The following is a 21,585-nucleotide window of genomic DNA, read 5'->3' as shown; positions in this document are numbered from 1 at the left end:
TTTGAAAGACAGCTGCTTACAGCGCCTTATTTCTTCTTCGCTTCCTTCATCACTACGCGCTCATCAGCGTAGCGGACACCCTTGCCTTTGTACGGCTCGGGCGGACGGAAGCGTCGAATTTCGGCAGCCACCTGGCCTACCTGTTGTTTGTCCGCACCTTTGACCAAAACTTCGGTCTGGCTCGGTGTTTCGATCGTGATGCCTTCCGGCACCGGGTATTCAACCGGGTGCGAAAAGCCGAGGGTCAGGTTCAATTTCTTACCCTGTGCGGCAGCACGATAACCAACGCCGACCAACTCCAGCTTTTTCTCAAAGCCTTCAGATACCCCGTGCGTCATGTTCGCCAGCAGCGCGCGCACGGTGCCGGACATGGCAACCGCGAAACGCGATCCGGAGCGCGGCTTTGCCGTCACCTGGGTGCCTTCCTGGACCAACTCGACTTCGGAATTCAGTTCCATCGACAGGCTGCCTTTGCTGCCTTTGACGGTAACGGTCGTGCCGCTCAGGTTGAACTCAACGCCTTTCGGCAGTTCAACGGGATATTTTGCAATTCTGGACATAGTCGTAACTCGTTATTCAGCGTGTGTATGCATCAGGAAACGACGCACAGCACCTCGCCGCCGATACCTTTGGCACGCGCTTCGCGATCACTCATCACACCGGCCGAAGTCGATACGATGGCAACACCCAGACCGCCAAGTACTTTTGGCAGCTCTTCTTTGCCACGGAAAATCCGCAGGCCGGGCTTGCTGACACGCTGGATGCGCTCGATTACAGGCGTGCCCTCGAAATACTTAAGCTCGATCGTCAGCGTTCTGCTGGCAGCCTCGCCTTCGTCGCTGAACTTGCCTATATAACCCTCGTCCTGCAAAACCTTGGCCAAAGCAACTTTCGCTTTGGAACCAGGCATTGAGACGCTGGTTTTGCGGGCATGCTGACCGTTACGAATACGGGTCAACATGTCAGAAATGGGATCAGTCATACTCATTTTCTATCTCCGCCTACCAACTCGCCTTGGTCAGGCCCGGAATTTCACCTTTCATGGCTGCTTCACGCAGCTTGTTTCGTCCGAGACCGAACTTGCGATATACGCCGTGCGGTCGGCCGGTGATCGAACAACGATTACGCTTACGGCTGGAACTCGAATCACGTGGCAACGCGTTCAGTTTCGCTTGAGCCGCGGCACGCTCGTCATCGCTCGTCTTCGGACTACGAATCGTTTCTTTCAAGGCAGCGCGTTTCTTCGCGTAGCGTGCAGCAAGCTTTTCTCGCTTCAGCTCGCGCATGATCATGGACTTCTTCGCCATAGTTCCGTCTCTTACTTCTTGAAGGGGAAGTTGAACGCTTCAAGCAGCGCCCGTCCTTCCGCCGGATTACGTGCCGTGGTGGATATCGTGATATCCATACCGCGGATTGCGTCAATCTGGTCGTAATTGATTTCCGGGAAAATAATCTGCTCGGAAACACCCATGCTGTAGTTGCCCTGACGATCAAAAGACTTCGGGTTAAGACCCCGGAAATCCCGGATACGCGGAATGGCAATGTTCACCAAACGGTCAAGGAACTCATACATTCGTTCGCGGCGCAAAGTCACCTTGCAACCAATCGGGTAACCGTCGCGAATCTTGAAGCCAGCCACGGACTTGCGAGCCAGCGTACGAACCGCCTTTTGCCCGGCAATCATTTCCATGTCTCTGACCGCGTTATCAAGAATCTTCTTGTCGGCCACAGCTTCGCCCACGCCCATGTTCAGCGTGATCTTCGTGATCCGCGGCACTTCCATTGCATTCTCAACACCCAGCTTCTTCCGGATCTGATCGTGCAACTCTGCTTTGTACTGTTCCTGCAATCTGGCCATTTCTAAATCCACCTGGTGCGAACTCTCTATTCAAGTTCGCATGACACTGTTCGTTGGCGTTCTTAAAGGTCTACCGGCTCGCCGCTCTTGCGGAATACCCGGATTTTCTCGCCGTCCGTAACCTTGAAGCCGACGCGTTCGCCTTTCTTCGTCTTCGGGTTAAACACCAGAACGTTCGAAATACTGATCGGCATAGTCTTATCGACGATGCCACCTTCAACACCCATGTTCGGATTACCCTTCTGGTGCTTCTTGGCGACGTTAATGCCCTCAACCAGCAGCCGCTCGTCCGCGAATACCTGAAGGACGGTGCCTCGACGACCCTTATCCTTACCTGTGGTGACGATAACTTCGTCGCCTTTCTTAATCTTGTTCATCTGTTCCTGACCTTATTCGCTTAAGCGCTTACAGCACTTCCGGCGCCAGTGAGATGATCTTCATAAACCGGCTGGTTCGCAGTTCGCGAGTCACCGGGCCGAAGATGCGAGTACCAATCGGTTCGAGGCGTGCATTCAGCAGTACTGCCGCATTGCCATCAAATCGAATCAGAGAGCCATCCGAACGACGTACACCCTTACGGGTACGTACGACGACGGCATTGTAGACCTCGCCTTTTTTCACTTTGCCGCGTGGGATCGCGTCTTTAACACTGACTTTGATCACATCGCCAACGGCAGCGTAGCGGCGTTTTGATCCGCCCAGCACCTTGATGCACTGCACGCGTCGTGCACCCGAGTTATCGGCGGCATCCAGAACTGTCTGCATCTGAATCATGGCTGTATTCCGTCAATCAAACTTTATTAATACGTATTTACTGGAGCGCGCTATTTGTCTTGCACAGCACGTTCAATAATATTTACGACCTGCCAGGCTTTACGCTTGGACATTGGGCGGCACTCACTGATTGCTACCCGATCGCCTTCGTTGCAGTCATTCGACTCATCGTGCGCCAGCACTTTTGAACTGCGGCGAATGTACTTGCCGTAGGTCTCATGCTTGATTACGCGTTCGATGTAGACGGAAACTGTTTTATCCATCTTGTTGCTGACAACACGGCCGGTGACCGTCCGCTTGATCTTGGCGTCAGCTGGCTTCGCTGCTTCACTCATTTCTGCTCACCCTGGCGCGACAACTCGTTAATCACAGTCTTGACGCGCGCAATATCTTTTCGAACCCGGCCGTGCTCATGGTTGTGATTGAGCTGCCCGGTTGACTGCTGCATGCGCAGGTTAAATTGCTCGCGACGCAGCGCAACCAGTTCTTCCTGCAATTCAGCTACCGACTTCGAACGCAATTCACTGGCTATCATCACATCACCGTCCGCGTAACAAACGTGGTCGGGAACGGTAGCTTAGCGGCAGCCAGGCGAAACGCCTCGCGCGCAATCTCTTCCGTTACACCTTCCATCTCATACAGGACACGACCTGGCTGAATCTGACAGACCCAGTATTCGACGTTGCCCTTACCTTTACCCTGGCGCACTTCAAGCGGCTTCTTGGTGATCGGCTTGTCCGGGAATACCCGGATCCAGATCTTGCCACCGCGCTTGATGTGACGTGTCATTGCACGTCGCGCCGCTTCAATTTGCCTAGCCGTCAGACGACCGCGCTCTGTCGCTTTCAGCCCATACGTACCAAACGATACGTCGCTGCCGCGCTGCGCAAGACCGCGGTTGCGGCCTTTCATCTGCTTCCTGAATTTTGTTCTCTTGGGCTGTAACATTGTTCCGTCCTGAGCTTAGCTAGCGCCAGCGGCAGCTTCCTGCTTTTCAGCAGGTGCAGCAGCGGGGACCGGCTTATCAAAGACTTCGCCTTTGAATATCCAGACTTTCACGCCGATGATTCCGTACGTTGTACGGGCCTCGGCAAAACCGTAATCGATGTCCGCACGCAGTGTGTGCAGCGGTACCCGACCTTCTCGGTACCATTCTGAACGCGCGATTTCTGCGCCGTTCAAACGACCACCAACTTTAACTTTGATGCCTTCAGCACCAACGCGCATCGTATTGGTTACGGCACGCTTCATAGCACGACGAAACATCACGCGACGTTCCAGCTGCTGTGCAATGCCTTCTGCAACGAGCTGAGCATCCATTTCAGGTTTGCGAACTTCATTGATGTTGATACGCACATCATTGACGTTCATTCCGATCAGTGACGACACTTCAGCACGCAGCTTCTCAATGTCCTCACCTTTCTTGCCGATAACGATGCCTGGACGCGCGGTGAAGATAGTGATGTTCAACTTCTTCGCCGGACGTTCAATCGCAATACGACTGACCGATGCATCTTTAAGCTTCTGCTTAACGAATTCACGCACCTTGTGATCGGAGCTGATGTATTCCGGGAACGTCTTGGAATCGGCGTACCACTTGGACGCCCAATCCTTGACGATGCCAAGTCGAATACCTGTTGGATGTACTTTCTGACCCATACGATTCTCTCGCTTATTCCCGCGTTATTCGTCGCCGACGCGAATAGTAATGTGACTGTTGCGCTTGATAATGCGCGCGCCACGACCCTTCGCACGAGCACGGTAGCGGCGGAGCGACGGCGCTTCATTTACTTCAATGGTCGCGACCTTCAGCTCGTCAATATCAGCGCCATGATTGTGCTCGGCATTGGCAATAGCCGACTCAAGCACCTTCTTCACGATCTGCGCACTTTTCTTTGGCGTAAACGTGAGGGTTCTGATTGCCTCATCAACGCTCTTGCCACGGATTGCGTCAGCCATAAGGCGACATTTCTGTGGCGAAATGCGTGCGTATCGAAGTGTTGCTGCAACTAACATCTCAGTTCCTTAGGTCTTACGGTCGCCGGAGTGACCTTTAAAGGTACGCGTAACCGCGAACTCACCCAGTTTGTGACCCACCATGTTTTCCGAAATCAGGATAGGTACATGCTGACGTCCGTTATGCACAGCGATCGTCAGGCCAACCATATCCGGCAGCACCATTGATCGACGCGACCAGGTCTTGATCGGACGACGGTCATTCTTGGCCGACGCTGCCGTCACTTTCTTGGCCAGATGCCCATCAACGAACGGGCCTTTCCTTACTGAACGTGGCATTTGATACCAGCTCCTGTCATTTCCGTTATCCCAGCACTTCCCGATTCTTACCGGACCAGCCGCTGGATTTACCTAATTCTTACCGGACTACTTCTTACGCTTCCGACGACGAATAATCATGTTGTCGGTGCGCTTGTTCGAACGCGTCTTGTAACCCTTGGTCGGGGTACCCCACGGGCTCACCGGGTGACGACCACCCGAGGTGCGGCCTTCACCACCACCGTGCGGATGATCAACCGGGTTCATCGCAACACCGCGAACCGTCGGCCGTACACCGCGCCAGCGTTTGGCACCGGCTTTACCGAGCTTGCGCAGGTTGTGCTCGCCGTGACCGACCTCGCCCACCGTTGCGCGACAATCGATGTGCACGCGCCGGGTTTCACCCGAACGCAGCCGCAAGGTAGCGTAAGCACCTTCACGAGCAGCCAGCTGTGCGCCGGCACCGGCAGAGCGCGCCATCTGACCGCCCTTGCCCGGCTTCATTTCAATATTGTGCACCGTTGTACCAACCGGGATGCTCTTCAGCGGCAATGCATTGCCTGGCTTGATCGGCGCATCTTCGCCGCTGGAAACCGGAGCACCCTGCTCCAGGTTTTTCGCTGCGAGAATGTAACGACGCTCACCGTCGGCATACTTGATCAATGCAATGTGCGCGCTACGATTCGGATCGTATTCCAGCCGCTCAACCACGCCCGGCACACCGTCTTTGTCGCGCTTGAAATCGATAACACGGTAATGCTGCTTATGCCCGCCACCGTGATGACGAACCGTGATGCGACCGTTGTTATTACGACCACCGGACTTGGACTTCTTTTCAAGCAACGCCGCGTGCGGCTTACCCTTGTGAAGCCCGGGCGTCTTGACCGCTACCTGGAAGCGACGACCAGCCGATGTCGGTTTTGATTTATGTAATGGCATGATTCTTTACCGTGTCCTTTTCGCGTAGCGACCTTTACTCGGCGCCCAGGAAGTCAATCTGACTGCCTTCGGCCAGCTTCACGTACGCTTTTTTCCAGCTCGAGCGACGGCCCATAGACTGTCCGTGACGCTTTACTTTGCCGCGAACGTTCACAACGGTGACGTTGTCGACAGCAACCTCGAACAGCAGCTCGACGGCTTTCTTGATTTCGGCCTTATTCGCATCCGTACGGACACGAAATACGATCTGGTTGCTTGCTTCAGCGACGATCGTGCTTTTCTCTGAGAGATGCGGACCTTTGATAATCGTCATCAGCCGCTCTTGATGTAAAGCCTGGCTCATGACAAACGCTCCTCAATCAGCTTCAGCGCCGGCAAGGTGATCAGCACCTTTTCGAAACGCAACAACACAACCGGGTCAATCGAGCCCGCGTCGCAGATACCAACATTTGGCAAGTTGCGTACCGACAAAAATACGTTTTCGTCAAACGCCTCATTGACCAGCAACACGTTGTCGACCTCATGCTTCTTCAGCAAGGCAACCATGTCTTTGGTCTTGGGCGCGTCCAGCCGAATCTCTTCGGTTACGACGAGCCGGTCCTGGCGAACCAGCTCTGAAAAGACCGAACGCAATGCGGCGCGGTACATCTTGCGGTTCACTTTCTTGCTGTGATCCCGCGGCACTGCGGCAAATGCACGACCGCCACCGACAAAGATCGGGCTGCGGATCGTACCTGCGCGGGCGCGACCCGTGCCTTTCTGCCGCCAGGGCTTTGCACCACCGCCACGTACCGCCGCGCGATTCTTCTGCGCCTTGGTACCAGCGCGTGCGCCAGCCAGAAATGCGGTTACAACCTGGTGAATAAGCGCCTCGTTATAGGCGGCGCCGAACGCTGCATCAGCCACTTCAACGGAGCCACTACCCTGCATCTTCAATTTCATTATGCAGCTCCCTTGTTCTTATTCTTGAACTTGACGGCGGGTTGCACGATGACCTTACCACCTGCATGCCCCGGGACAGCGCCCTTGATCAACAACAGGTTACGCTCCGCATCAACGCGAACCACTTCAAGGCTCTGAGCGGTGCGGCGAACGTTACCCATGTGACCGGACATTTTCTTGCCCTTGAATACGCGGCCTGGAGTCTGGTTCTGACCAATGGAACCCGGTGCACGGTGCGACACCGAGTTACCGTGAGTTGCATCCTGCATGCTGAAGTTGTGGCGCTTAACGGTACCGGCAAAGCCCTTACCAATCGTGGTGCCGATGACGTCGACCTTCTGGCCTGCCTCGAACATATCCACTTTAAGCTCGCCACCCAGCTCGAATTCGCCTTCAGTACCGTCCAGACGGAACTCAGTAACGATATCGCCAGCCTCTACCTTTGCCGCTGCGAAGTGGCCTGCAGCAGACTTACGTACCCGGGACGCCCGACGACTGCCAGCGGTTACCTGCAATGCAGAATAACCATCGACATCCACAGACTTCACCTGGGTGATGCGGTTCGGTTGCGCCTCAATCACGGTTACCGGTATGGATGCACCGTCTTCCGTAAAGATACGTGTCATGCCGCTTTTGCGGCCAACAATACCCATTGTCATTTCTCAAACCTCGCACCGACTTCGATTGGTCAGCGCCTCTAATAAACGGTTTTCGCTATCTACAATTATCTTCACCGTTACGACTTCGATTGGCCGTAACTGTCTTCTCGCGTATCTCTCAAACACACGAAAGGGCCAGCTGTCGCGCGAATCCGTGGATTCGATGCTCTGGAGCTGACCCTGATTCCGGTGCTAGACCGGCTGCCCGGGATTTGCCGAGTACGCCGTCGGGTTATCTGGCGACCTAACATTAAGCGCCACAAGGTCGAGACCGTGTGACGCTTTTTGAACCTGGCCCATTCCCGGAGCGGCCAAGCCCAGTCGAGCCAGCCATTATACCCACGTTACTTTGCTTAGCAAGGCCTTTCGGGTCACAAATTGGCTGACTTACTGCGAGGCGAGAAATAAAAGCCCTGCCCCGCATTTTATTGCGTGGTGGTTATGCCTGTCTCTGACAGAACCGACCAGCAAGAGCACCCGATAAAGCGTGCAATTGCCGGTCTGAGAAGCTTGAAAAGCCGACCGTTAGGACTCAGACCGCCGTAGCTCTCAATCCAGCATCTCCACCGAACCCGGTAATCACCAGCCTCCCCGAGGAAGGACTGGTGCATTACCCAGTCGAAACTAATTCAGTTTTATCTGAACGTCGACGCCCGCTGGCAGCTCAAGCTTCATCAACGCATCAACGGTCTTGTCCGTCGGATCCATGATGTCCATCAAGCGCTTGTGGGTGCGAATCTCGTACTGATCCCGCGCGTCCTTGTTCACGTGCGGCGAAATCAGGACCGTGAAGCGCTCCATCTTCATGGGCAGCGGAATCGGGCCTTTGACGGTCGCGCCGGTGCGCTTGGCCGTGTCCACGATTTCGCGGGCCGAGTTGTCAATCAGGCGATGATCGAACGCTTTCAGCCGGATTCTGATGTTTTGGTTAGTAGCCATGTCTCTAAGTTCTCTTGATCCAGCGCCACCAGCGGCGTTGGAAATGGTTGTTTGCGTTCTGCTTCGCCCGGTGACAATCCCGGCTTTAAAGCAGTCGGCGTCAGGCTCTACCCAGAGCCTGACGCCTTCGTGCATTACTCAATAACTTTCGCAACCACGCCAGCGCCGACCGTGCGGCCACCTTCGCGGATAGCAAAGCGCAGACCGTCTTCCATCGCGATCGGTGCGATCAGCTCTACGACCATCTGCACGTTGTCGCCCGGCATCACCATCTCGGTGCCTTCCGGCAATTCGCAGGCGCCCGTTACGTCCGTCGTACGGAAGTAAAACTGCGGACGGTAGCCCTTGAAGAACGGCGTGTGACGACCGCCTTCATCCTTGCTCAGAATGTAGACTTCCGCCTCGAACTTGGTGTGCGGCGTGATCGAGCCCGGCTTCGCCAGTACCTGACCGCGCTCCACTTCTTCGCGCTTCGTGCCGCGCAACAGTACGCCCACGTTGTCGCCCGCCTGACCCTGGTCAAGCAGCTTGCGGAACATCTCAACGCCTGTGCAGGTCGTCTTCAACGTGTCCTTGATACCCACGATCGCGATTTCATCGCCTACCTTCACGATGCCGCGCTCGATACGACCGGTCACTACCGTGCCTCGACCCGAGATAGAGAACACGTCCTCTACCGGCATCAGGAAGTCGCCATCAATCGCGCGCTCCGGCTGCGGAATGTAGCTGTCCATTGCTTCGACCAGCTTGACCACCGACGGAACACCGATGTCGGAGGTATCGCCTTCGAACGCCTTCAGCGCCGAACCCGTTACGATCGGGGTGTCGTCGCCCGGGAACTCGTAGGTCGACAGAAGATCGCGCACTTCCATCTCAACCAGCTCCAACAGCTCTTCGTCATCCACCTGGTCAGCCTTGTTCAGGTAAACCACGATGTACGGCACGCCGACCTGGCGAGCCAGCAGGATGTGCTCTCGGGTCTGTGGCATCGGGCCGTCAGCCGCACTGACCACCAGGATCGCGCCGTCCATCTGCGCCGCGCCCGTGATCATGTTCTTCACGTAGTCCGCGTGTCCCGGGCAGTCAACGTGAGCGTAATGACGGTTCTCGCTCTCGTACTCTACGTGCGCCGTCGCAATCGTAATGCCGCGCTCACGCTCCTCAGGAGCATTGTCAATCTGATCGTAGGCCGAAACTTCACCACCGTAGGTCTCCGCCATTACTTTCGTCAGCGCCGCTGTCAACGTCGTCTTGCCATGATCTACGTGACCAATCGTGCCTACGTTTACGTGCGGCTTGTTTCTTTCAAATTTTGCTTTGGACATAACTAAATCCCAATTCCTGAGTTTTCTTTGAATTCATGAACGCAAAACGACGAATCGCCGCGCAATCAACTTGCCTTTCTAAGGACCGACTCGGCGACGTTATTCGGCACCTCGGCGTATTTTTCAAATTCCATGGAATACACAGCACGCCCCTGACTCATGGAGCGCAGGTCGGTCGCGTATCCGAACATTTCGGCCAGCGGCACTTCGGCACGAATGACCTTGCCTGACGGCGAATCATCCATGCCTTGCGGCAGACCGCGGCGACGGTTCAGGTCGCCCATAACGTCACCCATGTAGTCTTCTGGCGTGACGACTTCGACTTTCATGACCGGCTCAAGCAACACCGGGCTTGCTTTCAGCGCGCCGTCACGGAAACCCATGGAGCCAGCGATCTTAAACGCCATTTCGCTGGAGTCAACGTCATGATACGAGCCGTCGTACAAGGTGACTTTGCAATCCACCAGCGGATACCCGGCGATAACGCCGTTTTCCATTTGTTCGCGCACGCCTTTATCGACGGCGCCAATGTATTCTCGCGGCACAACCCCGCCAACAATCGCATTGACGAATTCATAGCCGGCACCGGCTTCCTGCGGCTCGATGCGCAGAAATACGTGGCCGTACTGGCCGCGACCGCCAGACTGGCGCACAAACTTACCTTCCTGCTCGACCGTCTTGCGAATCGTTTCGCGGTAAGCCACCTGCGGCTTGCCGACATTGGCCTCTACCTTGAACTCGCGCTTCATCCGATCAACGATGATGTCGAGGTGCAGCTCGCCCATGCCGGAAATAATCGTCTGGCCCGATTCATCGTCGGTGTGGACCCGAAAAGACGGATCCTCTTTGGCCAGCTTTTGCAGCGCCACGCCCATTTTTTCCTGATCGACCGTGGTGCGCGGCTCAACCGCGACGGAGATCACCGGTTCCGGGAACTCCATGCGTTCAAGCGTGATGATCGCTTTCGGATCGGTCAGCGTGTCGCCGGTGGTAACGTCTTTCAGACCAACGGCAGCGGCGATGTCTCCAGCCCGCACTTCCTTGATCTCCTGCCGATCGTTTGAGTGCATCTGCAAAATTCGGCCGATGCGCTCCTTCTTGCCCTTGATCGGGTTGTAAATGGTATCGCCTGAATTCAGCACGCCGGAATACACCCGGAAGAAGGTCAGGTTACCGACAAACGAATCGGTGGCAATCTTGAACGCCAGTGCCGCAAACGGCTCTTTGTCGTCGGGATGCCGTTCGGCCTCCGATTCGTCTTCAAGCAAGCCCGTGATCGCAGGAACGTCAGCCGGTGACGGCATGTAATGCACGACGGCATCAAGCATTGCCTGCACGCCTTTGTTCTTAAAAGCCGAACCACACAGCGTCGGGACTATTTCGTTTTTCAGGGTGCGACTGCGCAGCCCCTGCCGGATCTCGTCGTCCGACAACTCACCGTCGCCCAGGTATTTCTCCAGCAGCGCCTCAGAGCCCTCGGCTGCCGCCTCGACCATGCGCGCACGCCACTCATCGGCGGCTGCCTTCAGCGACGCTGGAATCTCCCGCGCCTCATAGGTCATGCCCATGTTGTCCGCATCCCAGTAAATGGCCTGCATGCGGATCAGGTCGATAACACCTTCGAAGTTTTCTTCTGCGCCTATCGGCAATTGCACCGGCACCGGCTTGGCGCCGAGTCGGGTCTCAACCTGCTTCACTACGCGCAGAAAATCCGCGCCTGCACGATCCATCTTGTTGACGAAGATCATGCGCGGCACGTGGTACTTGTTACCCTGCCGCCAGACCGTCTCCGTCTGCGGCTCAACACCACCCACCGAACAAAGCACCGTCACGGCACCGTCCAGCACCCGCAGGCTGCGCTCGACCTCAATCGTGAAGTCAACGTGCCCCGGCGTATCAATGATATTGATGCGGTGCTGCTCGAACTGCTTGTCCATGCCCTGCCAGAAGCAGGTAGTCGCCGCGGAGGTGATCGTAATACCGCGTTCCTGCTCCTGCTCCATCCAGTCCATAACGGCCGCGCCATCATGGACTTCACCTATCTTGTGCGATACGCCGGTATAGAACAGTACGCGCTCGGTCGTAGTCGTCTTGCCAGCATCAATGTGAGCCATGATGCCGATGTTGCGATAACGATCGATAGGAGTTGTGCGGGGCACGGGAATAAACCTGGAAAAGACAGATACGGGTCAGCGACTACCAACGGTAGTGCGAGAACGCCTTGTTTGCCTCAGCCATACGGTGCGTGTCTTCTTTCTTCTTGACCGCGGTACCGCGATTCTCTGCCGCTTCCATCAGCTCATGAGCCAGTCGATGCGCCATGGACTTCTCGCTGCGCTTGCGCGCGGCTTCGATGACCCAACGCATAGCCAGCGTCTGGCGACGAGCCGGACGAACCTCGATGGGCACCTGGTAGGTAGCGCCACCAACGCGGCGAGATTTAACCTCGACCACAGGCTTGACGTTTTCGAGAGCGAGCTCAAGAACTTCCAAAGGTTTGTCGGCGTCCGCCGCTGCCTTTTCGGTAATACGGTCCAGGGCGCCGTAAATAATGCGCTCAGCAACCGACTTCTTGCCGTCATTCATGATCATGTTCATGAATTTTGCAAGGAGGTCACTACCGTACTTGGGATCCGGCAGAATGTGGCGTTTCGGAGCCTGTGTTCTTCTTGACATGGTTAGTCTCTTTCGTGCCCGGGGATTAGTCCGGGGAGGATTAGTCTTGGCCTTGGGTCAGCGTTGCGCACGTCGCAGCCCGTCGTACTGACAGCCTGCAACGACGACTACGACTTGGGCCGCTTCGCACCGTACTTGGAGCGGCCCTGGCGACGATCGCCAACGCCAGCGCAATCGAGCGTGCCGCGCACGGTGTGATAACGCACACCCGGCAAGTCTTTCACACGACCGCCGCGAATCAGCACAACCGAGTGCTCTTGCAGGTTATGGCCCTCACCACCGATGTAACTGGTGACTTCGAAGCCATTGGTCAGGCGGACACGAGCCACTTTGCGCATGGCCGAGTTAGGTTTCTTCGGCGTCGTGGTGTAAACACGGGTACAGACGCCGCGCTTCTGAGGACAGCCCTCAAGCGCAGGTACACCGCTTTTTGCCGCTTTGACCGAACGCGGGTTGCGAACTAGTTGATTTGTAGTGGCCATAGGCCTTGTCTCTTCTCTGTCGTCTATTAAAAGATAGTCTTCATGTGCCGTTTCACGCACAACAACCCGCAGCCCGCCCTGTTGCGCGGCGGCCTGCAAGGCCGGCGTGGTCGCGCCGAACCCCAAACAGATCAGGATCTTGCGCCGTTCACGCCCGTAAACATAGGGCCCGCCGGCAGCGGGCCCGTTTGAGTAAGGGCGGGCATTGTATTGATGCCCGCGAGCAGGTGTCAAGCGGCCTGCCGACAGCGCTCCGCTGCCGGCAGGCCGCACACAGTCCCGCTATTCGGCTGCCGAGGTTTCCTCGGACGCCGCCTCACTCTCATTGGCATCGGCATCGGCTTCTGCTGCCGCTGCGGCCTCTGCAACCGCTGCCACGCCCTTGTCCTCAAGCTCTTTCAACTGGTCGGCGAAATCCTGTTCGCGCGTCCGGCGCCGTTCGGCGTGGTGCGCAAAACCGGTACCGGCCGGTATCAAGCGACCGACGATGACGTTTTCCTTCAGGCCGCGCAGATCGTCCTTCAGGCCCCGAACGGCGGCTTCTGTGAGCACGCGGGTCGTTTCCTGGAACGATGCAGCGGAAATAAAGGATTCGGTCGCCAGCGATGCCTTGGTAATACCCAGCAACATCGGCTCGTAGGTCAGGTTGTCCTTGTTTTGCGCAGCCAGCTGCTCCTGAACTTCCAGGGCACGCGCCTTGTCGAGCTGTTCGGCGCGCAGGAAGGTACTTTCGCCTGGATCGACCACCAGCACTTTTCTCAGCATCTGGCGAATAATCACCTCGATGTGCTTGTCGTTGATCTTCACGCCCTGCAGCCGGTAAACGTCCTGAATCTCGCGGACGAGGTAATCGGACAGCTCTTCAACGCCACGCAGTCTGAGAATGTCATGCGGGTTCGGTTCACCGTCGGCGATCACTTCACCGGCCGCGACCTGCTCACCCTCGAACACGTTCAGATGGCGCCACTTCGGAATCAGCTCCTCATGGCTATCACCCGCTTCGTCCGTAATGACGAGACGACGCTTGCCTTTGGTTTCCTTGCCGAAGCTGACCGTACCCGAGTACTCCGCCATGATTGCCGGCTCTTTCGGCTTTCTGGCTTCGAACAAGTCGGCAACACGCGGCAAACCACCGGTGATATCGCGGGTCTTCGAAGAAGCCTGCGGGATACGGGCAATAACGTCACCGACCTGAACCTCGGCGCCGTCTGACATCGAGATAATTGCGCCGGCCGGCAATGCGTAGACCGCCGGGATATCCGTGTTCGCAAAGCAAAGCTCAACACCTTCCGAGTCGACCAGCTTGGCGACAGGACGCAAGTCCTTACCACTGCCACCGCGCGCTTTCGGGTCAAGCACAACGATGCTGGTCAGACCGGTGAATTCATCGATCTGTTCGCTAACCGTGATGCCGTCTTCGAAGTCTTCAAAGTGCAGATAACCCGACACCTCGGTGACAACCGGGTGAGTATGCGGATCCCAGTTGGCCACAACCTGGCCCTGACTGACCTTGTCGCCGTCCTGCGCCGTGATGGTTGCGCCGTACGGCACCTTGTACCGCTCACGCTCACGTCCATGTTCATTAATGACCGATATTTCACCGGACCGCGATACAGCCACCAGGTGACTGTCCTTGTTCACGACGGTCTTGATGTTGTTGAGCTTGACGATGCCGTTGTTCTTGATTTCGATCGAGTTGACCGCTGCAGAACGAGACGCCGCACCACCGATATGGAAGGTACGCATCGTCAACTGCGTGCCCGGCTCACCGATAGACTGTGCCGCAATAACGCCGACAGCCTCACCGATGTTGATGCGGGTACCGCGCGCCAGGTCGCGACCGTAGCACTGGGCACAAACGCCGTAGCGAATCTCACAGGTAATCGGCGAACGCACCCATACCTGATCGATCGACAGGTCTTCGAGGCGCGATACGGCAGCTTCGTCCAGCATCGTGCCAGCATCAAAAGCAACCTTGTCCGTACCCGGAATGAGCACCGCCTGGGCAACCACACGACCCAGTACGCGTTCGCGCAATGGCTCGACAACGTCGCCACCTTCAACCAGCGGTGACATGGAAACGCCTTGCTGCGTTCCGCAATCAACCTCGGTCACCACAAGATCCTGCGCTACGTCGACCAGACGGCGAGTGAGGTAACCCGAGTTTGCGGTTTTCAGCGCGGTATCAGCCAGACCCTTACGAGCACCGTGAGTCGAGATGAAGTACTGCAGTACGTCCAGACCTTCGCGGAAGTTAGCCGTAATGGGGGTTTCGATGATCGAGCCATCCGGCTTGGCCATCAGGCCTCGCATACCGGCGAGCTGACGAATCTGCGCAGCAGAACCACGAGCACCGGAGTCGGCCATCATGTAGATCGAGTTGAACGATTCCTGATCAACCTCGACACCTTTGGAGTCGATGACTGTTTCCGAGCCGAGCTTGTCCATCATCGCCTTGGCAATCTGATCATTGGTGCGCGACCAGATATCGACGACTTTGTTGTAGCGCTCGCCTTCAGTAACGAGACCGGACGAATATTGATCCTGAATCTCTTTCACTTCGGCTTCAGCGCCAGCCAGAATCGACTCTTTGGTTTCCGGCACGACCATGTCGTTCACGCCGATGGAAATGCCCGCGATCGTTGCGAAGCGGAAACCCGTGTACATCAGGCGGTCGGCAAACACGACGGTCTTTTTCAGGCCGAGGTTGCGGTAGCAAGCGTTGATCGTGTTGGAGATCGCTTTCTTCGTCATGTCACGATTGATGACATCGAAAGACAAGCCTTTCGGCAACAGCGTCGACAACAAAGCACGACCAACCGTGGTTTCAACAACCTCAACCCGCGAGGCCACCTCGCCCTCACTGTCCAGCTCGTGCATCGGAACGCGTACTTTGACCCGTGCCTGCAGTTCGACGACACCGTTCTCATAAGCGCGACGGGCTTCGTCAACATCCGAGAACAACATGCCCTCGCCTTTCGCGTTCACTTTGTTGCGGGTCATGTAATACAGACCCAGTACAACGTCCTGCGATGGCACGATGATCGGATCGCCGTTGGCCGGTGACAGAATGTTGTTCGACGCCATCATCAGAGCGCGTGCTTCAAGCTGCGCTTCAATGGACAACGGTACGTGAACAGCCATCTGGTCGCCGTCGAAGTCAGCGTTGAATGCGGTACAGACGAGCGGGTGCAGCTGGATCGCTTTACCCTCAATCAGAACCGGCTCGAACGCCTGAATACCAAGACGATGCAGCGTCGGCGCACGGTTCAACATGACCGGGTGCTCGCGGATCACTTCCTCGAGGATGTCCCAGACTTCCGGACCTTCACGCTCTACAAGACGCTTCGCCGCTTTGATGGTCGTAGCTTCGCCACGCAATTGCAGCTTGGAGAAAATGAACGGCTTGAAAAGCTCGAGTGCCATTTTCTTCGGCAGGCCGCACTGGTGCAGACGCAGCGTCGGGCCGACCACGATGACCGAACGGCCGGAGTAGTCAACACGCTTGCCGAGCAGGTTCTGACGGAAACGACCCTGCTTGCCTTTGATCATGTCTGCCAGTGATTTGAGCGGACGCTTGTTCGTGCCGGTGATGGCACGACCGCGACGGCCGTTATCGAGCAGGGCGTCAACCGACTCCTGCAGCATGCGCTTCTCGTTGCGCACGATGATGTCCGGCGCATTGAGTTCCAGCAGGCGACGCAAACGGTTGTTGCGGTTGATCACGCGGCGGTACAGATCGTTCAGATCCGAGGTCGCGAAACGACCACCGTCGAGCGGCACCAGCGGGCGCAGATCGGGCGGCAGGACCGGCAATACCGTCAGGACCATCCATTCCGGCTTGTTACCGGATTCGATGAACGATTCGATCAGCTTCAGTCGTTTCGACAGTCGCTTGATCTTGGTCTCGGAACGGGTCGCACCCATGTCCTCACGAACCTGCAACATCTCGCGCTGCAGGTCGATGGTCATCAGCATCTCGCGAACAGCCTCGGCACCCATACGGGCATCGAATTCGTCGCCGTACTGCTCGATGGCATCGAGGTACATTTCGTCGGTCATGAGCTGGCCGCGCTCCAGCGGCGTCATGCCCGGCTCGATCACCACAAAGGCTTCGAAATACAGAACCCGCTCAATCTCGCGCAGGGTCATGTCCAGCATGAGGCCAATACGTGACGGCAGTGACTTCAGGAACCAGATGTGCGCAACAGGGCTCGCCAGGTCAATGTGCGCCATACGCTCACGACGTACTTTGGTCTGGGTGACTTCAACGCCACACTTCTCACAGACCACACCGCGGTGCTTCAGACGCTTGTACTTGCCGCACAGGCATTCGTAATCTTTGATCGGGCCAAAGATTTTCGCGCAGAACAGACCATCACGCTCCGGTTTAAAGGTGCGGTAGTTGATCGTTTCCGGTTTTTTGACTTCGCCAAAAGACCAGGAACGAATCATGTCCGGCGATGCGAGGCCGATGCGAATGGCATCGAAATCGTCGACGGGATTCTGGTACTTGAAAAGCTTCAGAAGATCTTTCATTAGTCTGTTTCCAGTTCAATGTTGATTCCCAGCGAGCGAATCTCTTTAACCAGTACGTTAAAGGACTCAGGCATGCCGGCATCCATTTCGTGCTCACCGTCAACGATGTTTTTGTACATCTTGGTACGGCCCTGCACGTCATCGGACTTGACGGTCAGCATCTCCTGCAGGGTGTAGGCGGCGCCGTAGGCTTCGAGTGCCCAGACCTCCATCTCACCGAAGCGCTGGCCACCGAACTGCGCTTTACCACCCAGCGGTTGCTGAGTAACGAGGCTGTACGGGCCAGTGGAGCGCGCATGCATCTTGTCATCCACCAAGTGGTTGAGTTTGAGCATGTACATGTAACCCACCGTGGTCTCACGATCGAACGAGTTACCTGTTCGACCGTCGATCAGGCGCGTCTGTCCGGTCTCCGGCAAGTCCGCCAGCGCCAGAAGCTGTTTGATCTCTTCTTCATTGGCACCGTCGAATACCGGCGTTGCGGTTGGTACACCGCTGGTCAGGTTGCGACACAACTCCATGATCTCGTCGTCGGAGAACGAATCGAGGTCTTCGTTGCGGCCACCGATCTTGTTGTAGATATCATCCAGGAAGCCGCGCAGCTTCACGATCGACTCCTGCGCGCGCAGCATGCGACTGATCTTGTTGCCGAGGCCTTTTGCCGCCCAGCCAAGATGCGTCTCCAATACCTGTCCGACGTTCATGCGTGACGGTACGCCCAGCGGGTTCAGCACGATATCGACCGGCGTGCCGTCCTTCGAATACGGCATGTCCTCCACCGGAACGATGGTCGAAATCACACCCTTGTTACCGTGACGACCAGCCATTTTGTCACCCGGCTGAATACGCCGTTTCACGGCCAGATAGACCTTGACCATTTTCAGCACGCCCGGCGCCAGATCGTCGCCCGCCGTGATTTTCGCCTTCTTCTCGTCATAGCGGCGGTCAAACTCTGCCGCCTGTGTTTTCAGGCGTTCCGCGTAACGTTCGAGCTGCTCGTTGGCTTCGTCATTCTTCAGCCGAACCTCGAACCACTGCTCGCGCGGTATTTCGTCGAGATAGGCTTTGGTTATCTTGCTGCCAGCGGCCAGTTTGTTCGGTCCACCTTGGGCGACCTTGCCAGTGATCATTCGCTCGACGCGCTGGTAAATATCCTCTTCGAGGATGCGCAGCGTATCGTCGAGATCCTTGCGAACGCTCTCGAGCTCGGACTTTTCGATTGACAGAGCACGTGCGTCCTTGTCGACACCGTCACGGGTAAAGACGCGTACGTCGATAACCGTGCCGTCCATACCCGGCGGAACGCGCAACGACGTGTCTTTAACGTCGGAAGCTTTCTCGCCGAAGATGGCACGCAGCAACTTCTCTTCCGGAGTCAGCTGGGTTTCGCCCTTCGGCGTTACCTTACCTACCAGGATGTCCCCAGACTTCACCTCGGCACCGATATACGCGATACCCGACTCGTCAAGCTTGGCAAGTGCCGCATCGCCGACGTTCGGAATATCCGCCGTAATATCTTCCGAGCCAAGCTTCGTGTCACGCGCAACACAAGACAGCTCTTCAATGTGGATTGTCGTGAAACGGTCTTCCTGAACCACACGCTCCGAGATAAGGATGGAATCCTCGAAGTTGTAGCCGTTCCAGGGCATAAACGCGACCAGCAGGTTCTGACCGAGCGCCAGTTCGCCGAGATTGGTTGACGGACCGTCAGCCAAAACGTCCCCGGCGGCAATCTTGTTGCCGGCGCCAACCAGCGGCCGCTGGTTGATACACGTGTTCTGGTTGGAACGCGTGTATTTCGTCAGATTGTAAATGTCGACACCGGATTCAAACGCGCCGGCCTCGTCATCGTTAACCCGTACGACGATGCGTGAGGCGTCAACCGAATCAACGATACCGCCACGTTTAGCGACTACCGTCACACCGGAGTCCACCGCAACCGCACGCTCCATGCCGGTACCAACCAGCGGCGCTTCAGAGCGCAGTGTCGGCACAGCCTGGCGTTGCATGTTAGAGCCCATCAATGCCCGGTTGGCGTCATCGTGCTCAAGGAACGGAATCAGCGAGGCTGCTACCGAGACGATCTGCCGCGGGCTGACGTCCATGTATTCGATAGTCGACGGATTCGCGAGCGAGAATTCATTCTGATGACGAACGGAAACCAGCTCTTCCGTGAAACGCCCTTTGTCGTCGAGCTCGGCATTTGCCTGGGCAATCACGAAGTTACTTTCTTCGATTGCGGACAGGTATTCGATATCCGTCGTCGCGCTGCCGTCTTTAACTTTGCGGTAAGGCGTTTCGAGGAAGCCGTAATCGTTGGTACGCGCGTAAACGGCCAGCGAGTTGATCAGACCAATATTCGGGCCTTCCGGCGTTTCAATCGGGCACACACGGCCGTAATGAGTCGGGTGCACGTCGCGCACCTCGAAGCCCGCACGTTCGCGCGTCAAACCACCCGGCCCAAGCGCCGAGACACGGCGTTTGTGAGTGACTTCCGACAACGGGTTGTTCTGATCCATGAACTGCGACAACTGGCTGGAACCGAAAAACTCTTTAACGGCTGCCGCAACGGGCTTCGCGTTAATCATTTCCTGCGGCATCAGGCCTTCCGTTTCAGCCTGGGTAAGGCGTTCCTTGACCGCCCGCTCTACGCGAACGAGTCCGACGCGGAAGGCATTCTCCGCCATCTCACCGACACTGCGTACACGGCGGTTGCCAAGGTGATCGATATCATCGACGCTGCCATGGCCGTTACGAATATCGACCAGCGTTTTCAACACATCGAGGATATCGTCCTTGTCCAGCACACCACTGCCTTCCGAGGTATCCCGGCCGACACGGCGATTGAACTTCATACGACCGACTGACGACAGGTCGTAGCGATCGGCATTGAAGAACAGGTTTTGGAACAGGTTCTCGGCGGCTTCCTTGGTCGGCGGCTCGCCCGGACGCATCATGCGATAAATCTCAACCAGCGCTTCAAGGCGAGTGGTTGATGGATCAATTTTCAGCGTGTTTGAAATATAGGCGCCGTGATCAAGGTCGTTCACGTACAACGTGCGAATGTGCTCGATGCCCGCGGCAATCAATGCCTCAATCAGTTCCGGTGTCAGGTCGTCATTGGCGGCAGCCAGCAATTCGCCGGTTTCCGTATCGACCACGTCGTGTGCCAGCACCTTGCCTTCAAGGTACTCGGGCGGCACGACCAGATCCGTAACTTTGGAATTTTCCATTTCGCGAACGTGCTTCGCGGTAATGCGGCGACCTTCTTCAACGATCAGCTTGCGACCCAGCTTGATATCGAAAATCGCGGTTTCACCACGCAGACGCTCGGGCACGAGGCCCATGCGAATTTCTTTATCGGAGAGGTAGAAGTCGTTGGTATCGAAGAACAGGTCCAGCATTTCTTCGTTCGACAAGCCAAGCGCGCGCATGATGATCGTAACCGGCAGTTTGCGGCGACGGTCAATACGAGCGAACACGCTGTCTTTCGGATCGAATTCGAAATCGAGCCAGGAACCACGGTATGGAATGATCCGGGCCGAGAACAACAGCTTGCCCGAAGAGTGTGTCTTGCCCTTGTCGTGATCAAAAAACACGCCGGGAGAACGGTGCAGCTGCGAAACAATAACGCGCTCGGTACCGTTGATCACGAAAGTACCGTGATCGGTCATCAACGGCATTTCGCCGAGATACACTTCCTGCTCACGAATGTCTTTCACCGGCTTCGGTGTGCCACTCGCTTCCTTATCATAAATAACCAGTCGAACTTTCACTCGAATCGGAGCTGCGTACGTCAGGCCGCGCATCTGGCATTCCTTGACGTCGAATACCGGATCGCCAAGGCGATAACTCACGTATTCCAGCGCCGCATTGCCTGAGTAGCTGACAATCGGAAACACCGTCTGGAAAGCCGCATGCAAACCAGCGTCCAGACGCTGATCCACTTCGCAGTCCACCTGCAGGAATTTCGCGTAAGAATCCAGCTGGATCGACAACAGGTACGGCACATTCAGAATCGTGGGCCGTTTGCCGAAGTCCTTGCGGATGCGCTTTTTCTCAGTGAATGAATAGGCCATTCGAGGTTACCCTTAACTAAAGGAAGTAGCTGGCTTTTGCCGTCCTGGCGCCTTCACGGCCAGTCACTTCCAAATTTCAAAGTTGGTCAAACTACTGCA

Annotated in this window: 23 protein-coding genes; all 23 read right to left on the bottom strand. The window is 56.4% G+C overall.

Annotated elements, in window-relative coordinates:
- Positions 1-26: 26 nt before the first annotated feature.
- The 23 genes from rplF to rpoB all read right to left on the bottom strand — a co-directional run bounded on the left by rplF (position 27) and on the right by rpoB (position 21,486).
- Complete coding sequence (gene rplF, locus BA177_RS04975; RefSeq protein ID WP_068613661.1) at positions 27-560, bottom strand: 50S ribosomal protein L6; 534 nt, start codon at positions 558-560, stop codon at positions 27-29.
- Positions 561-592: 32 nt separating this feature from the next.
- Positions 593-988 carry a 30S ribosomal protein S8 gene (gene rpsH / locus BA177_RS04970; RefSeq protein ID WP_068613657.1) on the bottom strand — a complete coding sequence of 132 codons (396 nt, stop codon included), beginning with the start codon at positions 986-988 and terminating at the stop codon, positions 593-595.
- Between the two features lie 13 nt (positions 989-1,001).
- Entirely contained in the window at positions 1,002-1,307 is a 306-nt protein-coding gene (gene rpsN / locus BA177_RS04965) for a 30S ribosomal protein S14 (protein ID WP_068613654.1), read from the bottom strand.
- Between the two features lie 11 nt (positions 1,308-1,318).
- A complete protein-coding gene (gene rplE, locus BA177_RS04960) occupies positions 1,319-1,858 on the bottom strand; it encodes a 50S ribosomal protein L5 (RefSeq protein ID WP_068613651.1) in 540 nt (179 codons plus the stop codon).
- Between the two features lie 62 nt (positions 1,859-1,920).
- Positions 1,921-2,235: a 50S ribosomal protein L24 gene (gene rplX, locus BA177_RS04955; RefSeq protein WP_068613648.1), complete on the bottom strand. Its 315-nt coding sequence runs from the start codon at positions 2,233-2,235 to the stop codon at positions 1,921-1,923.
- A 28-nt stretch (positions 2,236-2,263) separates the two neighbouring features.
- Positions 2,264-2,632 (bottom strand): 50S ribosomal protein L14, encoded by a 369-nt coding sequence (gene rplN / locus BA177_RS04950; RefSeq protein WP_068613645.1) that lies wholly within the window; start codon positions 2,630-2,632, stop codon positions 2,264-2,266.
- Between the two features lie 50 nt (positions 2,633-2,682).
- A complete protein-coding gene (gene rpsQ, locus BA177_RS04945; RefSeq protein ID WP_068613643.1) occupies positions 2,683-2,967 on the bottom strand; it encodes a 30S ribosomal protein S17 in 285 nt (94 codons plus the stop codon).
- Positions 2,964-3,167 (bottom strand): 50S ribosomal protein L29, encoded by a 204-nt coding sequence (gene rpmC / locus BA177_RS04940; protein WP_068613640.1) that lies wholly within the window; start codon positions 3,165-3,167, stop codon positions 2,964-2,966. Before rpmC ends, rpsQ begins: the two co-directional genes overlap by 4 nt.
- Positions 3,167-3,580, bottom strand: coding sequence for a 50S ribosomal protein L16 (gene rplP, locus BA177_RS04935; protein ID WP_068613637.1), 414 nt, complete (start codon positions 3,578-3,580; stop codon positions 3,167-3,169). Before rplP ends, rpmC begins: the two co-directional genes overlap by 1 nt.
- 15 nt (positions 3,581-3,595) lie before the next feature.
- Positions 3,596-4,291, bottom strand: coding sequence for a 30S ribosomal protein S3 (rpsC, locus tag BA177_RS04930; protein ID WP_068613634.1), 696 nt, complete (start codon positions 4,289-4,291; stop codon positions 3,596-3,598).
- A gap of 24 nt (positions 4,292-4,315) precedes the next feature.
- Positions 4,316-4,648 (bottom strand): 50S ribosomal protein L22, encoded by a 333-nt coding sequence (rplV, locus tag BA177_RS04925; protein WP_068613631.1) that lies wholly within the window; start codon positions 4,646-4,648, stop codon positions 4,316-4,318.
- Positions 4,649-4,657: 9 nt separating this feature from the next.
- Complete coding sequence (gene rpsS / locus BA177_RS04920; protein WP_068613628.1) at positions 4,658-4,927, bottom strand: 30S ribosomal protein S19; 270 nt, start codon at positions 4,925-4,927, stop codon at positions 4,658-4,660.
- Positions 4,928-5,014: 87 nt separating this feature from the next.
- Positions 5,015-5,845: a 50S ribosomal protein L2 gene (gene rplB, locus BA177_RS04915; RefSeq protein WP_068613625.1), complete on the bottom strand. Its 831-nt coding sequence runs from the start codon at positions 5,843-5,845 to the stop codon at positions 5,015-5,017.
- Between the two features lie 34 nt (positions 5,846-5,879).
- The gene (rplW, locus tag BA177_RS04910) at positions 5,880-6,188 is read right to left on the bottom strand and encodes a 50S ribosomal protein L23 (RefSeq protein WP_068613622.1); all 309 of its coding nucleotides are present in this window, start codon (positions 6,186-6,188) and stop codon (positions 5,880-5,882) included.
- Positions 6,185-6,787: a 50S ribosomal protein L4 gene (rplD, locus tag BA177_RS04905; protein ID WP_068613620.1), complete on the bottom strand. Its 603-nt coding sequence runs from the start codon at positions 6,785-6,787 to the stop codon at positions 6,185-6,187. The genes rplW and rplD overlap by 4 nt, the downstream gene beginning before the upstream one ends.
- Positions 6,787-7,446, bottom strand: coding sequence for a 50S ribosomal protein L3 (gene rplC, locus BA177_RS04900; protein WP_068613617.1), 660 nt, complete (start codon positions 7,444-7,446; stop codon positions 6,787-6,789). The genes rplD and rplC overlap by 1 nt, the downstream gene beginning before the upstream one ends.
- Positions 7,447-8,070: 624 nt before the next feature.
- Positions 8,071-8,385, bottom strand: coding sequence for a 30S ribosomal protein S10 (gene rpsJ, locus BA177_RS04895; RefSeq protein WP_068613614.1), 315 nt, complete (start codon positions 8,383-8,385; stop codon positions 8,071-8,073).
- 134 nt (positions 8,386-8,519) lie between these two features.
- Complete coding sequence (gene tuf / locus BA177_RS04890; RefSeq protein ID WP_068613575.1) at positions 8,520-9,710, bottom strand: elongation factor Tu; 1,191 nt, start codon at positions 9,708-9,710, stop codon at positions 8,520-8,522.
- Positions 9,711-9,775: 65 nt separating this feature from the next.
- On the bottom strand, positions 9,776-11,869 hold the full coding sequence (gene fusA, locus BA177_RS04885; RefSeq protein WP_068613611.1) for an elongation factor G: 2,094 nt from the start codon (positions 11,867-11,869) through the stop codon (positions 9,776-9,778).
- A 37-nt stretch (positions 11,870-11,906) separates the two neighbouring features.
- Positions 11,907-12,386: a 30S ribosomal protein S7 gene (rpsG, locus tag BA177_RS04880; protein ID WP_068613608.1), complete on the bottom strand. Its 480-nt coding sequence runs from the start codon at positions 12,384-12,386 to the stop codon at positions 11,907-11,909.
- A gap of 107 nt (positions 12,387-12,493) precedes the next feature.
- Positions 12,494-12,868, bottom strand: coding sequence for a 30S ribosomal protein S12 (gene rpsL / locus BA177_RS04875; protein WP_068618920.1), 375 nt, complete (start codon positions 12,866-12,868; stop codon positions 12,494-12,496).
- Positions 12,869-13,150: 282 nt separating this feature from the next.
- On the bottom strand, positions 13,151-17,407 hold the full coding sequence (gene rpoC, locus BA177_RS04870) for a DNA-directed RNA polymerase subunit beta' (protein ID WP_068613605.1): 4,257 nt from the start codon (positions 17,405-17,407) through the stop codon (positions 13,151-13,153).
- Positions 17,407-21,486, bottom strand: coding sequence for a DNA-directed RNA polymerase subunit beta (gene rpoB, locus BA177_RS04865; RefSeq protein ID WP_068613602.1), 4,080 nt, complete (start codon positions 21,484-21,486; stop codon positions 17,407-17,409). The genes rpoC and rpoB overlap by 1 nt, the downstream gene beginning before the upstream one ends.
- Positions 21,487-21,585 lie beyond the last annotated feature (99 nt).

The sequence above is a fragment of the Woeseia oceani genome (genome assembly GCF_001677435.1).
GTDB classification, from domain to species: Bacteria; Pseudomonadota; Gammaproteobacteria; order Steroidobacterales; family Woeseiaceae; genus Woeseia; species Woeseia oceani.
This window is presented reverse-complemented; position numbering and strand designations above follow the sequence as displayed.

What these genes read in the sequence shown, in the direction of transcription:
- tuf (WP_068613575.1), bottom strand. Translation starts at nt 9,710, where the DNA reads ATGTCCAAAGCAAAATTTGAAAGAAACAAGCCGCACGTAAACGTAGGC.
- rpsL (WP_068618920.1), bottom strand. Translation starts at nt 12,868, where the DNA reads ATGGCCACTACAAATCAACTAGTTCGCAACCCGCGTTCGGTCAAAGCG.
- rplD (WP_068613620.1), bottom strand. Translation starts at nt 6,787, where the DNA reads ATGAAATTGAAGATGCAGGGTAGTGGCTCCGTTGAAGTGGCTGATGCA.
- rpoC (WP_068613605.1), bottom strand. Translation starts at nt 17,407, where the DNA reads ATGAAAGATCTTCTGAAGCTTTTCAAGTACCAGAATCCCGTCGACGAT.
- rplN (WP_068613645.1), bottom strand. Translation starts at nt 2,632, where the DNA reads ATGATTCAGATGCAGACAGTTCTGGATGCCGCCGATAACTCGGGTGCA.
- rpsJ (WP_068613614.1), bottom strand. Translation starts at nt 8,385, where the DNA reads ATGGCTACTAACCAAAACATCAGAATCCGGCTGAAAGCGTTCGATCAT.
- rpsN (WP_068613654.1), bottom strand. Translation starts at nt 1,307, where the DNA reads ATGGCGAAGAAGTCCATGATCATGCGCGAGCTGAAGCGAGAAAAGCTT.
- rpoB (WP_068613602.1), bottom strand. Translation starts at nt 21,486, where the DNA reads ATGGCCTATTCATTCACTGAGAAAAAGCGCATCCGCAAGGACTTCGGC.
- rpsG (WP_068613608.1), bottom strand. Translation starts at nt 12,386, where the DNA reads ATGTCAAGAAGAACACAGGCTCCGAAACGCCACATTCTGCCGGATCCC.
- rpmC (WP_068613640.1), bottom strand. Translation starts at nt 3,167, where the DNA reads ATGATAGCCAGTGAATTGCGTTCGAAGTCGGTAGCTGAATTGCAGGAA.
- rpsH (WP_068613657.1), bottom strand. Translation starts at nt 988, where the DNA reads ATGAGTATGACTGATCCCATTTCTGACATGTTGACCCGTATTCGTAAC.
- rplE (WP_068613651.1), bottom strand. Translation starts at nt 1,858, where the DNA reads ATGGCCAGATTGCAGGAACAGTACAAAGCAGAGTTGCACGATCAGATC.
- rpsQ (WP_068613643.1), bottom strand. Translation starts at nt 2,967, where the DNA reads ATGAGTGAAGCAGCGAAGCCAGCTGACGCCAAGATCAAGCGGACGGTC.
- rplP (WP_068613637.1), bottom strand. Translation starts at nt 3,580, where the DNA reads ATGTTACAGCCCAAGAGAACAAAATTCAGGAAGCAGATGAAAGGCCGC.
- rplF (WP_068613661.1), bottom strand. Translation starts at nt 560, where the DNA reads ATGTCCAGAATTGCAAAATATCCCGTTGAACTGCCGAAAGGCGTTGAG.
- rplB (WP_068613625.1), bottom strand. Translation starts at nt 5,845, where the DNA reads ATGCCATTACATAAATCAAAACCGACATCGGCTGGTCGTCGCTTCCAG.
- rpsC (WP_068613634.1), bottom strand. Translation starts at nt 4,291, where the DNA reads ATGGGTCAGAAAGTACATCCAACAGGTATTCGACTTGGCATCGTCAAG.
- rpsS (WP_068613628.1), bottom strand. Translation starts at nt 4,927, where the DNA reads ATGCCACGTTCAGTAAGGAAAGGCCCGTTCGTTGATGGGCATCTGGCC.
- rplV (WP_068613631.1), bottom strand. Translation starts at nt 4,648, where the DNA reads ATGTTAGTTGCAGCAACACTTCGATACGCACGCATTTCGCCACAGAAA.
- rplX (WP_068613648.1), bottom strand. Translation starts at nt 2,235, where the DNA reads ATGAACAAGATTAAGAAAGGCGACGAAGTTATCGTCACCACAGGTAAG.
- rplC (WP_068613617.1), bottom strand. Translation starts at nt 7,446, where the DNA reads ATGACAATGGGTATTGTTGGCCGCAAAAGCGGCATGACACGTATCTTT.
- rplW (WP_068613622.1), bottom strand. Translation starts at nt 6,188, where the DNA reads ATGAGCCAGGCTTTACATCAAGAGCGGCTGATGACGATTATCAAAGGT.